The following is a 12,536-nucleotide window of genomic DNA, read 5'->3' on the forward strand; positions in this document are numbered from 1 at the left end:
GGGGCTACTCCGGGCTATCGCGCCCTGTTAGCGCGCGCGCGGGCACGCCCGCAACCCGGCATTGGGCGGGAATGTCGCGGTTGACCACCGCCCCGGCCCCCACAATCGCCCCGTCGCCGATCGTGACCCCGGGTAAAACGATGACCCCAGCGGCCAGCCAGACATCCGCGCCGATGGTCACAGGCAGCGCACGTTCGATCCCCTTGGCGCGCTTTGCCGGGTCGCGGTGGTGATCGGCGGTAATGATCTGCACGCCCGGCCCCATCATCGAACGTGCCCCGATCCGTACCGGCGCGCCGTCCAGCACCACGCAACGGGCGTTGAGAAAGACATCGTCGGCAAGATGCGTGTTAAACCCGTACGAGCAGTGAAATCCGTTTTCGATCAACACGTCACGCCCGACATGTCCCAACAAAGCACGCAGGCGCGGCGCCATGCCCAAGGGCGTGCGGTCATCCGGGTGCATCTGGCCATGTTCAAAACAGGCCGCGCGGGCTTCGGCGCGCAGGTCGTCCAGTTCCGCCCCCAGGCAGGAATACCAATCGCCCGCCCGCATCCGCGCAATCAGGTCACTCATACGCCGGTGCCGATCGGGCAACTCACACCGGTGCCGCCCAACCCGCAGTAGCCGCCTGGGTTCTTGGCCAGGTACTGTTGGTGATAATCTTCTGCAAAGTAGAATTCGGGCGCGTCCAGAATTTCCGTCGTGATCGCTCCGTACCCTTCCTGGGCCAGGCGCGGCGCGAACGCGGCCAGGCTGGCTTCGGCCGCTTGGCGTTGTTCCTTGGTGGTGACATAGATGCCCGAGCGATACTGCGTGCCGCGGTCATTGCCTTGCCGCATGCCCTGTGTCGGGTCGTGCCCTTCCCAAAACGTACGCAGCAGATCGTCATAGCTGACGATAGCAGGGTCATAGACCACCCGAACCACTTCATTTTGGCCGGTCTGGCCCGAACACACCTCGTCGTATGTCGGGTTTGGCGTGTGCCCTGCAGCGTATCCCACGGCGGTGTTGTAGACGCCCGGCAGGGTCCAGAATATCCGTTCAACACCCCAAAAACAGCCCATCCCGAAAATGGCGACCTCCATGCCATCTGGCACGGGGGCTTTCAGCGGACGGTCAAAGACGAAATGCGTTGACGCAGTCGGGATGGCGTCCTGGCGCCCCGGCAGAGCGTCTGCTTTGGCAGGCATTTCGGATTTCCTGGAACTGGGCAGTCCAAACATCGCGCGTCTCCTCTTGTTGCTGGTCAAGATATAGGGCGGGCGCGGCGCGTCCATACTTGCGATCACATCGATGTCATTCGGCCGGGACCGGCCCAAGCCCGCTGAGCCGTGTTTCGTACCCCTTGGACGGATGGCGCGGGATCAGCAGCGCCAGCCCCAGCGATACCGCCGCCATACCGGCCGCCAGGGCAAATACCGCGCCTGGCGAAACGATCCACAAATACCCCAGAAGCGCCGGCAAAAAGACCGCGGCGATATGGTTGATCGTGAAAGCCACGGCGGCCGTCGGGGCAATGTCGCCCGGATCAGCGATCTTCTGGAAATATGTCTTGAGCGCCAGCGCCAGCGCAAACAGCATATGGTCGATCACGTAGAGCGTTGCCGCCAGAACGACGCCCCAGCCGAAATAGTAAATCCCACCATATGCCAGAAACACGATGACCAACCCGACATATTCAAAGATCAGGACCCGTTGTTCGCCATAACTGGCCACGGCCCGGCCAAACAGCGGCGCAAAGACCATGTTGGCCACGAAATTGATCAGGAACAGCCCGGTGACCTGATGCACTTCGAAGCCGAACCGCTCGACCATCATAAAGGCGGCAAAGACCACGAAAATCTGCCGCCGCGCCCCGGCCATGGCCTGCAACGCGTAGTACAGCCAGTAGCGGCGGCGCAGTACCATTTTCTTGATCTGCGGCTCGTCTGTTTCGAATTGGGGATAGGCAAAGAAACAGATCAAGGCGACCAGCGCGGTGAACCCGCCAGCCATGAGGTAGACGAATTCGTAGCTCAGGTTAAGCGTTTGCCAGGTCATGACCAGCAATCCGTAGGCAATCAGCGACGCCGCCGATCCGGCGGCCAACAGCCACCCCAGAACCTGAGGCGCGCGCTTTTTGTCGATCCATTGCAGCTGAAGGCTCTGGTTCACGGTCTCGTAATAATGAAACCCGATCGAGCTGAGCATCGTGACCGTCAGGATCCCGTAAAAACTGGGGTAATAGGCGGTGATTGCCGTGGCCACCCCCAACATCAGCAACGACACCAGCCCCAAAATCTGTTCGCGCATGAAAATGATGATGGCGATCACGCCGATCGCGAAAAAGCCCGGGATTTCGCGCACCGTGTGCAGCCAGCCGATCTCAACGCCGGTAAAGCCCGCCACTTCAATCACGAAGTTGTTCAACAGCGCGCTCCAGGTCGCGAAGGCCACCGGCATGGCAAAGGCCATCACGAACAACAGCGCGACGGGCCGCTGCCAGAACGGCAAATCCTGTGCGTTTCGGATATTGATAATACGGGCCATGGCCTGCGTCCTAGGGCGAAACGCATCGAAGGGCGAGAGGCAAAACGCATTCTCAAATTGCGATACTTGATACGGATCAAGGCGGTCAACGCAGTCAGCTCTAAGCTGCGCCCAACTGCGAAAGGACCGGCCATGGACATCCTGTCAATTGTCGAAGCCTTGGGCGAAGGCCCGACGGCCGCGTTTTTCGGCCTGATCACGGGTGCTCTCTTTGGTATTGCCGCGCAAAGGTCAGCGTTTTGTCTGCGTGCGGCCACGGTGGAATTTGCCCGCGGCGCGCTCGGGCCACGGATGGCGGTGTGGCTGTTGACCTTTTCGACCGCGCTGGTGTGGGTGCAGGCGGCCGAAATGGCCGGGTTCATGCGGTCGGCCGATGCCCGGATGATGGCGGTGACAGGCTCGGTTTCGGGGGCGGTGATTGGCGGGCTGCTGTTTGGCGTGGGCATGGTGCTGGCGCGCGGCTGCTCGGGTCGGCTGTTGGTGCTGGCGGCCACGGGCAACCTGCGCGCGGTGGTGTCGGGGCTGATCTTTGCCGTCGTCGCCCAGATGAGCCTGCACGGTGTTCTCGCCCCTTTGCGCGACAAGCTGGCCACGATCTGGGTCACCCCCGGCGGGCGCAATATCGACCTGCTGGACTTTGCAAGACTGCCGGAAGCCACGGGCCTTGTGCTCGGCGTGGTGCTGGCAGCGGTTGCGGTGGGTCTGGCGGCGCGCAACAAGCTTGGGGCGGGCAAGCTGGTCTTTGCCTCGGGCGTTGGCTTTGCGGTGGCCGTCGGCTGGGTTCTGACTTTTGCCTTGTCGCAGGTCGCCTTCGATCCGGTCCAGATCGAAAGCGCAACCTTTACAGGCCCCTCCGCCAACACGCTGATGTTCTTGCTTGTGGACAACCCCGTGCTTGAGTTCGACGTGGGCCTGGTTCCCGGCGTCTTTTTGGGCGCCTTTGTCGCTGCCGCCCTCACGCGTGAGTTCAGGTTCCAGGGCTTCGACGGGGCCGGCAGCATGCGCCGGTCAATGATCGGCGCGGCGCTCATGGGCTTTGGGGGCATGCTGGCCGGGGGCTGCGCCATTGGCGCGGGCGTCACAGGCGGGTCGATCTTTGTCGCCACGGCATGGCTTGCGCTTACTTGTATGTGGATCGGCGCAGTTGTCACCGACATTGTGGTCGATCAGCGCTTGGCCCTGCGCCCGGTTTGAGCCGGACGAAACCCACGCCACGCTGCCGCGCCCAGCAACAGATCGCCCTGAACCCAACCTGCCCCCTGGCCGCAGGGCTTGGCTGAGCGCCACTTTTCCGGCTCTGCTGCGCACCTTGCGTCTCAGAGGGTAGCTTATCTATGAGTGGTGGCCGCAAGCGGTTGGGTCAAAAGCGTGCCGGTGGACTAGGTGGCCAGGGTCAAGCTGATCCGCCACACGCCCCCAGCCACGTTCGCTCGCTTTCCCCTGCGCCCCTCAACTTTTCGAACATTTCCCAAGCCGCACACCAAAAGCGGGTGGCGCCAATGCGCCGAAACGCTGCTAGTAAAAACTCTGCGGGTCGATGTCGATTTGCACGCGCGTGTCACCGCGCGGCTTGAACTGGCCGACCCAATCGCGCAACGCCGCTTGAATAGGCGCGCCCTTGTCGGCCTTGACCAGCAAGCGCACGCGGTGACGCCCGCGTACCCGCGCGATAGGGGCGGGCGCCGGGCCAAAGACCTGCGCCCCGATGGCCCGCATCGGCGCGTCGCGCCGCGCCAATTCGTTGCCCAGATCGAACACGTTCTGCACATCGCTGCCCGACAGGATCACCCCCGCCATCCGGCCATAGGGCGGCACCCCCGCCGCGCGCCGCTCAGACGCCTCGGCGGCCCAAAAGCCTTCTTCGTCGCCCGACAGGATCGCGCGGATCACCGGATGCTCGGGCTGATAGGTCTGCAACAGCGCCGTGCCCGGCACGTCGGCCCGTCCGGCTCTGCCGGCCACCTGCCGGATCAACTGGAACGTTCGCTCGGCGGCCCGCAAATCGGACCCTTGCAACCCCAGATCTGCATCGATCACCCCGACCAGCGTCAATTTGGGAAAATTGTGCCCCTTGGCGACCAACTGCGTCCCGATGATGATGTCTACATCGCCCTCGGCGATCGCCTTGATCTGTTCTTTCAGGGCGCGCGCGGACCCAAACAGATCGCTTGACAACACCGCCACGCGGGCGTCGGAAAAAACCTCGCCCACTTCTTCGGCAAGGCGCTCTACACCTGGTCCAACTGCGGCCAGTGTCCCCTCTTTCTGGCAGTTGGGGCAGACCTCGGGGATCGGCTTGGTTTCGCCGCATTGGTGGCACATCAGGCGCTTGAGAAAGCGGTGCTCGACCATCCGCGCGTCGCAGTGATCACAACCGATCTGATGCCCGCACGCCCGGCACAACGTGATCGGCGCATAGCCGCGGCGGTTGATGAACAGCAGCGATTGTTCACCCTTCGCCATGCGCGCCCGCACTTCGCCCTGCAAGCTGCCGGATATCCAGCGGTTCGCGGGCAGGGTTTCGCCGCGCATGTCGATCGCGCCCATCCGCGGCATGACCGCCGGACCGAAGCGTGTGCTCAGATCGACGCGCCGGTACTTTCCCGCCTCAACATTCGCCCAGCTTTCCAGCGACGGCGTGGCCGAGGCCAGCACCACTTGCGCCGAATTCAGCGAGCCGCGCAGCACCGCCATATCGCGCGCCGAATACAGCACCCCGTCTTCCTGTTTGTAGGACTGGTCGTGCTCTTCATCCACGACGATCAAGCCAAGGTTCTGGAACGGCAAAAACAGTGCTGATCGCGCGCCCACCACTACCTGCGCGCGCCCTTCGCCAACCATGCGCCAACAGCGCCGCCGTTCGGTCATGGTCACGCCCGAATGCCATTCGGCGGGCAGCGCGCCGAACCGTTCCTGCACCCGTTCCAGGAATTCGGCCGTCAACGCAATTTCCGGCAACAGCACCAGCGCCTGGCGGCCGGCGGCAAGGCATTCGGCCACCGCCTCTAGATAAACTTCCGTTTTGCCCGCCCCCGTCACGCCTTTCAGCAAGGTCGTACCATAGGTCCCGCTGGCCACGCCTTCGCGCAACGCGGTGGCGGCGGTGGCCTGATCCGCGCTCAGCGCCTTGCCGGGCAGCGCGGGGTCCAGCCGGGGATAATCGGCGTCGCGCGGCGCGTCTTCGGCGATCACGGCGCCCGGTTCGACCATGCCCTTGACGACCGAGGTGGACACCCCGGCCATTTCCGCCAGTTCCTTGAGCGTGAACGCCAACCCGCCATACTCGCGCAGCACATCGATCACCCGGGCGCGCGCGTCGGTCATGCGCGGCATCTGCCCCGATCCCAGCCGATAAACGGTGCGCATCGACGGCGGATTGCCCAGCCCCGGCGCCCGCGTCGCAAGGCGCAGCATGGCTGGCATGGGCGTCAGAGTGTATTCTGCCACGCGGGTCAGAAAAACGCGCATCTCGTCGCGCATGGGGGCAGCATCCAGAACGCGGATAACGGAACGTACCTTCGAGATATCGAAATCGCCGCGCCCTGCCCCCCAGACCACCCCCAACACCTTGCGCGGCCCCAGCGGCACCTCGACGAAAGCCCCCAGGTGGCATCCGCCCTCGGGTGCCTTGTAGTCCAGCAGACGATCCAGCGGCTGAGCGGTCAGTACACCGATCAACGCGCCTTCGTCGAAATAGCTTTTTGCGGCATTCCCCCGTGTCATGATGGCTGTCTTAGGCCCTTTCGGCCAGTCCCGCCATAGGCTAGAAGAGCGCGGAATCCGAAAGCGCGAATCCAAGGAGCCGCTGCCATGAAATTCTTCGTAGACACTGCAGATGTGGACGCCATCCGCGAGCTGAACGACCTGGGAATGGTCGACGGGGTCACGACCAACCCGTCCCTGATCAAGAAGTCAGGCCGCGACATCATCGAAGTGACCAAAGAGATTTGTTCCTTCGTCGACGGGCCGGTATCGGCCGAAGTGATTGCACTCAAGTCCGAAGACATGATTGCCGAAGGGCGCGAGTTGGCCAAGATCGCCGAGAATATTGCGATCAAGGTTCCCCTGACATGGGACGGGCTGAAAGCGTGCAAGGTCTTGTCGGACGAAGGGCGCATGGTGAACGTGACCTTGTGTTTCTCGGCCAACCAGGCGTTGCTGGCCGCCAAGGCCGGGGCGACATTCATCTCGCCGTTCATCGGGCGGCTGGATGATCTCAATCTCGACGGGTTGGACCTGATTGCCGACATTCGCGCGATCTACGACAACTACGGGTTTGAAACGAACATCCTTGCCGCCTCGATCCGCAGCGCCAATCACATGAGCGAATGCGCCAAGATCGGCGCCGATGTGGCCACCGCGCCGCCTGCCGTGATCAAAGCCATGGCAAACCATCTGTTGACGGACAAAGGGCTGGACCAGTTCGTCAAGGATGCCGCCGACGCGGGTATCAAGATCGTCTGATCCGGTTATTATCGTTTATGGCAGGCCGCAGGGGCACCCTCTGCGGCCTGTTTCGTTAAGCCCCCCTTCACAACTGTGGCCAACGGGCCGCGCGTTGGCCTGCGTATCCGCAAAAGCCTTGCGCAGGGGCCTTTGGACATGATTCAGTGACACTAAAGCCGGGGCGCCAAAGACCCCGATCATTTGTGAGGCAGTATGAACGAGCACGCTCTGAAGGCGGAAGATCTGCGTGAGCGGATTATTTCCGACCCCGAATTCATTCTTGAAGACCAAGATGTCATGGCCGCCCTGATCGCGGCCAACGAACGCGCCATGGGCGCCAATATCATCGATCTGCGCGGTATCGCGATGGAGCGGCTGGAAAACCGGCTGAACCGTCTGGAAGACACACACCGGGGCGTCATCGCAGCCGCCTATGACAACCTGGCCGGGACAAACCAGATTCATCGCGCCATCCTGCGGATGCTTGAACCCACGGATTTCGCGACCTTCCTGCGCGATCTTGGCGGCGAAGTGGCCGATATCCTGCGCGTCGATTGCGTCAAGCTGGTGCTGGAAACCCATGAAGCGGACGCGGGCGAAGCTGTCGCGCAGTTGGGCGATGTGCTGATCACGGCTGAGCCGGGCTTTATCGACACCTATCTGACCATGGGCCGAAATATCCCTGTGCGGTCGGTCACCTTGCGCCAATTGGCCCCCGACAGCGATGTCATTTACGCAGAAGAAAGCGGCTGGATCCATTCCGAAGCCTGCCTGAAACTGGATCTTGGCGCAGGTCGCCTGCCCGGCATGCTGGTGCTGGGCGCCGAAGACCCCCACCAGTTCAAACCCACGCAAGGGGCTGAACTGCTGACGTTCTTTTCGGGTGTTCTGGAACGCTCGATCCGCCGCTGGCTGGCGTGATGCTGATCGGGCCGGGGATGCGTGATGCGCTTGCCGGCTGGCTGGATCACCAGCGTGCGCTGAAAGGCGCGCCGCAAACCACGATTGACGCCTATGCGCGCGACGTGTCGGGGTTCCTGTCGTTCCTGACAGGCCATTTCGGAGAGTCTGGCGGGGTGGCGGTTCTGGGCCAGGTGCGCGTGGCGGACATGCGCGCGTGGATGGCGCATGAGCGCGGGCGCGGAATTGCGGCCCGGTCGCTGGCGCGTGAGTTGTCGGCGGTCAAGGGATTTGCCCGTTGGGCCGCAGACCGGCATGACATTGAAATATCGGCTATTCTTGCGGCCCGGTCGCCCAAGTTCCAGCGCAAACTGCCCCGCCCCCTGTCCGAAGATGCCGCGAAACAGATGATCGATACGGTCGGCGATCAAGCACGCGAACCTTGGGTGGCCGCACGCGACATGGCGGTGGTCACGCTGCTCTACGGGTGCGGGCTGCGAATTTCCGAGGCGCTTGGCCTGACTGGCGCGCAAGCTGACATGGGCGACGCGCTGCGCATTCGCGGCAAAGGGGGCAAAGAACGCATCGTGCCGGTCATTGGCCCGGCGCGCGACGCGGTAGCGCGCTACGTGCAGATCTGCCCCTTCGATCTGGACCCCAAGGGCCCGCTGTTCCGGGGCGCGCGGGGCGGGGCGCTGAACCCCCGGCTGATCGCCAAGGTCACAGAACGCGCCCGGCTTCAACTGGGCCTGCCCGCCACCGCCACCCCCCATGCCATGCGCCACAGCTTCGCGACGCATCTGCTGAATGCGGGCGGCGATTTGCGCGCGATCCAGGAACTTCTGGGCCACGCGTCGCTGTCGACCACCCAAGCCTATACATCCGTCGATACGGCCCGCCTGATGGAGGTCTATGCGGCCGCCCATCCGCGTGCACACGGCGCTTGATGTGGCACGCCGGATCGGCCATCAACACCCAATGCACCTGCGCGCCTACTCTGTCCACCTGCTGACCGCCATTGGCGCGGGCTTGGCGATGCTGGCCATTCTGGCCGCCGCGCAAACCGATTGGCGCGCCATGTTCCTGTGGTTGCTGGCGGCGCTGGTGGTCGATGGTATCGACGGCCCCCTGGCGCGCCGGTTCGATGTCCGTACCAATGCGCCGCGGATCGACGGGGCGCTGCTGGATCTGGTGATCGACTTCTTGACCTACGTGTTCATTCCGCTCTTTGCGCTGTTTCAATCTGGGCTCTTGCCCGGCTGGACCGGCTGGGCGGTCGTGCTGGTGGTCACGGTCACTTCGGCGCTCTATTTCGCGGATGACCGGATGAAAACGCTGGATGGGTCGTTCGAGGGTTTCCCGGCCTGCTGGAACATCGTGGTGCTGGTCTTTTTCGCCACGCAACCGCCCGCCTGGATCATGCTGGTGACCATTGTCGTGCTGACTCCCGCGATGTTTCTCAACATCCGTTTCGTACACCCGATCCGAACGGCGCGCTGGCGCGCGGTATCCTTGCCCGTCACTTTGATCTGGATGGCTACGGCCGCCTTGGCAATGTGGTGGCCCGGCCCGGCCTGGCACGGACCGGTGCTGATTGCCTCCAGCCTTTACCTGTTGTTTGCGGGGGCGGTGCAACAGGTCACCGCCCCGCCGCGCGGGTAATCAGCCAAGCGCAGCGTCACAGCGCCCGCACACGCCCGGATGGGCATGCTGGCCCACGTCTGGCAGGATTTTCCAGCAGCGTTGGCATTTTTCGCCCTCGGCCTTTTCGAACACCACGCCCACACCGTCGACTTCGGGCAGGCGGAACGCTTCGTTCGGGGCCGGATCGGCCGTCACGACGATGGCCGAGGTGATGCACAGATCGTCAAACGCCACGGTTTTCAACATCTCGACCAGCGCCGCATCATCGACGTGGACCACGGGCGCCGCCTCGAGCGAGGCGCCGATCACCTTGTCGCGCCGCTGGATTTCCAGCGCGGCCGTTACAACGCGGCGCACCTTGCGAATAGCGGCCCATTTCGCGGCCAATGCTTCGTCGCGCCAGTCGGCGGGCGTATCGACGAAGTCAACCATGTGGACGGAACTGTCCTCGCCTGCGAAGCGCTCTAGCCAGACTTCTTCCATCGTGAACACCAGCACCGGCGCCAGCCAGCGCGTCAGGCGGTGATAGATTTCGTCCAGCACCGTCAGCGCGGCCTTCCGGCGCGCGCTATCCCCATCGCAATACAGCGCGTCCTTGCGGATATCGAAGTAAAACGCAGACAAATCAACGGTGGCGAAATTGAACACCGCCTGCCAGACGGACGAAAAATCAAAGGTGCGATAGCCTGTACGCACGACATCGTCCAGTTCGGCCAGACGGTGCAACACCCAACGTTCCAGCTCGGGCATGTCGGCGGGCGCAACGCGCTTCGACTCGTCGAAATCACCCAAACTACCCAGCATATAGCGCATGGTATTGCGCAGGCGGCGATAGCTGTCGGCCACCCCTTTCAGGATTTCCGGGCCGATCCGCTGGTCGGCGGTATAGTCGGTCTGGGCCACCCACAAACGCAGGATATCGGCGCCGTATTGCTTGATGACTTCTTCGGGCACGATGGTGTTGCCCAGGGATTTGGACATTTTCATGCCCTTTTCGTCCAACGTAAAGCCGTGGGTCACCACGTTGCGATATGGCGCGCGGCCCTTGGTGCCGCAGGCCTGCAGCAGCGACGAATGGAACCAGCCCCGATGCTGGTCGGTGCCTTCCATGTAGACGTCAGCGATCCCGTCCGGCGTGCCGTCTTCGCGATCGCGCAGAACGAACGCATGGGTCGATCCACTGTCAAACCACACATCCAGCACGTCAAACACCTGTTCATAATCCTGCGGGTCGTGCAGGCCATCCAAGATCTTTTCCTTGAATCCTTGCACATACCAAACATCCGCGCCGTCTTTTTCAAACGCGGCCTTGATACGGGCATTGACCTGTTCGTCGCGCAGCAGAAAGTCAGGATCGGTCGGCAACGCGCCCTTCTTGGTGAAGCAGGTCAGCGGTACGCCCCAGGCCCGCTGGCGGCTCAGCACCCAGTCGGGGCGGCTTTCGATCATCGAATAGAGCCGGTTGCGCCCGGTCTTGGGGGTCCATTTCACCAGCTCGTCGATCGAGCGCAGGGCCCGGGTGCGGATCGTGTCACCATAGGCGCCCATCCCGTCATCCAGCTTGCGGTCCACCGCGGCAAACCATTGCGGCGTGTTGCGGTAGATCACCGGCGCCTTCGAGCGCCACGAATGCGGGTAGCTGTGCTTGATCTTGCCGCGCGCCAAAAGTCCGCCTACTTCGGCCAGCTTCGAGATCACGGCAGCGTTGGCGTCACCCTCCCAGTCGCCCTTCTTGGGCTTGTCGCGCAGGATGCGCTTGCCCCCAAAGAACGGCAAGTCCGCGCGAAAGCTGCCGTCATCCATCACGTTGTAAGTGATGACTTTTTCCAGCATTCCCAGATCGCGGAACAGCTCGAATTCCTCCATCCCGTGGGACGGCGCGCAATGCACGAACCCGGTGCCTTCGGTGTCTGTCACAAAATCGGCGGCGCGAAAATCGCGCGGCTCGTCCCATTCGCCATTGGCACCGTCGGCCCCGGCCAGCGGGTGTTCCAGCGTCAGGCCCGACAGTTCATCGGCCGTGACATCGCGCACGCGGCGCCACATGTCCGGCTCAAGCCGCGCGCGGCTGAACACATCAGCGGCAAGGTTGTCGGCCAGCAGGTAACGCTCGCCGGGTTTGGCCCAGCATTCCTCGGGGGTCGCGGCGACCTCGTAGAGACCGTATGCGATATCCTTGCCGAAAACGACCGCCTTGTTCGACGGCATGGTCCAGGGCGTGGTGGTCCAGATGACGACATAGGCGTTTTGCAATTCGGCGCGGCGCAGTTCAGCGTCTGATAGCGCGTCCAGATCGGGCACATCGGCGGTGCCATCCGGGCCCAGAACGCGGAATTTCACCCAGACCGTAAAGCTATTCTTGTCGTGGTATTCAACCTCGGCCTCGGCCAGCGCCGTTTGTTCCACGGGGCTCCACATCACGGGCTTTGACCCTTGATAAAGCGTTCCATTCATGAGGAATTTCATGAATTCGTCGGCAATCACCGCCTCGGCGTGATAGTCCATGGTCAGGTAGGGATCGGCCCAGTTGCCGGTGATCCCGATGCGCTTGAATTCCTCGCGCTGGATGTTGACCCATTCATCGGCAAAGGCGCGGCATTCGCGGCGGAAATCGACCACCGGAACGTCATCCTTGTCGAGCCCCTTCTCGCGGTATTTTTCCTCTATTTTCCATTCGATAGGCAGGCCGTGACAGTCCCAGCCGGGCACGTAGCGGCTGTCGTGACCCATCATCTGGTGCGAGCGCACGATCATGTCCTTGATCGTCTTGTTCAGGGCGTGGCCGATGTGCAGATGGCCGTTGGCGTAGGGGGGGCCGTCGTGCAGCACGAAACTGTCGCGGCCCTTTTTCTCGCGCAGGCGGTCATAGACGCCGATCCTTTCCCAGCGGGCCAGCCAGTCGGGTTCGCGCTTGGGTAGGCCCGCGCGCATGGGAAAATCGGTTTTCGGCAGATTCAACGTGTCTTTGTAGTCGGGGGTCTCGGCGCACATTTCGCTCGATCCTTGAATGTCT

Annotated in this window: 10 protein-coding genes; 5 read left to right on the forward strand and 5 right to left on the reverse strand. The window is 62.9% G+C overall.

Annotation, left to right across the window (positions count from 1 at the left end; translation table 11 throughout):
* Positions 1–4: 4 nt before the first annotated feature.
* The 3 genes from ACP2AV_RS03990 to ACP2AV_RS04000 form a co-directional block, all read right to left on the reverse strand.
* Positions 5–577: a sugar O-acetyltransferase gene (locus ACP2AV_RS03990; RefSeq protein WP_426371395.1), complete on the reverse strand. Its 573-nt coding sequence runs from the start codon at positions 575–577 to the stop codon at positions 5–7.
* A complete protein-coding gene (gene msrA, locus ACP2AV_RS03995) occupies positions 574–1,227 on the reverse strand; it encodes a peptide-methionine (S)-S-oxide reductase MsrA (RefSeq protein WP_426371396.1) in 654 nt (217 codons plus the stop codon). The genes ACP2AV_RS03990 and msrA overlap by 4 nt, the downstream gene beginning before the upstream one ends.
* Before the next feature lie 73 nt (positions 1,228–1,300).
* Positions 1,301–2,533 carry an MFS transporter gene (locus ACP2AV_RS04000; RefSeq protein ID WP_426371397.1) on the reverse strand — a complete coding sequence of 411 codons (1,233 nt, stop codon included), beginning with the start codon at positions 2,531–2,533 and terminating at the stop codon, positions 1,301–1,303.
* 132 nt (positions 2,534–2,665) lie between these two features.
* Here ACP2AV_RS04000 and ACP2AV_RS04005 point away from each other — a divergent pair, with 132 nt between their 5' ends.
* A complete protein-coding gene (locus ACP2AV_RS04005; RefSeq protein WP_426371398.1) occupies positions 2,666–3,727 on the forward strand; it encodes a YeeE/YedE family protein in 1,062 nt (353 codons plus the stop codon).
* A gap of 321 nt (positions 3,728–4,048) precedes the next feature.
* On the opposite strand, the gene ACP2AV_RS04010 is transcribed toward ACP2AV_RS04005, so the two are convergent.
* On the reverse strand, positions 4,049–6,256 hold the full coding sequence (locus ACP2AV_RS04010) for a primosomal protein N' (RefSeq protein ID WP_426371399.1): 2,208 nt from the start codon (positions 6,254–6,256) through the stop codon (positions 4,049–4,051).
* Between the two features lie 87 nt (positions 6,257–6,343).
* Here ACP2AV_RS04010 and fsa point away from each other — a divergent pair, with 87 nt between their 5' ends.
* From fsa to ACP2AV_RS04030, 4 genes are all read left to right on the forward strand, one after another.
* A complete protein-coding gene (fsa, locus tag ACP2AV_RS04015) occupies positions 6,344–6,997 on the forward strand; it encodes a fructose-6-phosphate aldolase (protein WP_426371400.1) in 654 nt (217 codons plus the stop codon).
* 195 nt (positions 6,998–7,192) lie between these two features.
* On the forward strand, positions 7,193–7,900 hold the full coding sequence (locus ACP2AV_RS04020; protein WP_426371401.1) for a DUF484 family protein: 708 nt from the start codon (positions 7,193–7,195) through the stop codon (positions 7,898–7,900).
* Between the two features lie 2 nt (positions 7,901–7,902).
* Positions 7,903–8,826, forward strand: coding sequence for a tyrosine recombinase XerC (locus tag ACP2AV_RS04025; protein ID WP_426371781.1), 924 nt, complete (start codon positions 7,903–7,905; stop codon positions 8,824–8,826).
* Complete coding sequence (locus ACP2AV_RS04030; RefSeq protein WP_426371402.1) at positions 8,792–9,541, forward strand: CDP-alcohol phosphatidyltransferase family protein; 750 nt, start codon at positions 8,792–8,794, stop codon at positions 9,539–9,541. Before ACP2AV_RS04025 ends, ACP2AV_RS04030 begins: the two co-directional genes overlap by 35 nt.
* Here the strand turns inward: ACP2AV_RS04030 and ileS are convergent, their stop codons facing one another.
* On the reverse strand, positions 9,542–12,514 hold the full coding sequence (ileS, locus tag ACP2AV_RS04035; protein ID WP_426371403.1) for an isoleucine--tRNA ligase: 2,973 nt from the start codon (positions 12,512–12,514) through the stop codon (positions 9,542–9,544).
* Positions 12,515–12,536: the final 22 nt, after the last annotated feature.

The sequence above is a fragment of the Aliiroseovarius sp. PTFE2010 genome, from assembly GCF_049943335.1.
In the GTDB taxonomy this organism is placed as follows: Bacteria; Pseudomonadota; Alphaproteobacteria; order Rhodobacterales; family Rhodobacteraceae; genus JBNFVY01.

Coding starts and splice junctions, on each gene's coding strand:
- ACP2AV_RS03990 (WP_426371395.1), bottom strand. CDS start 577: ATGAGTGACCTGATTGCGCGGATGCGGGCGGGCGATTGGTATTCCTGC.
- msrA (WP_426371396.1), bottom strand. CDS start 1,227: ATGTTTGGACTGCCCAGTTCCAGGAAATCCGAAATGCCTGCCAAAGCA.
- ACP2AV_RS04000 (WP_426371397.1), bottom strand. CDS start 2,533: ATGGCCCGTATTATCAATATCCGAAACGCACAGGATTTGCCGTTCTGG.
- ACP2AV_RS04005 (WP_426371398.1), top strand. CDS start 2,666: ATGGACATCCTGTCAATTGTCGAAGCCTTGGGCGAAGGCCCGACGGCC.
- ACP2AV_RS04010 (WP_426371399.1), bottom strand. CDS start 6,256: ATGACACGGGGGAATGCCGCAAAAAGCTATTTCGACGAAGGCGCGTTG.
- fsa (WP_426371400.1), top strand. CDS start 6,344: ATGAAATTCTTCGTAGACACTGCAGATGTGGACGCCATCCGCGAGCTG.
- ACP2AV_RS04020 (WP_426371401.1), top strand. CDS start 7,193: ATGAACGAGCACGCTCTGAAGGCGGAAGATCTGCGTGAGCGGATTATT.
- ACP2AV_RS04030 (WP_426371402.1), top strand. CDS start 8,792: ATGCGGCCGCCCATCCGCGTGCACACGGCGCTTGATGTGGCACGCCGG.
- ileS (WP_426371403.1), bottom strand. CDS start 12,514: ATGTGCGCCGAGACCCCCGACTACAAAGACACGTTGAATCTGCCGAAA.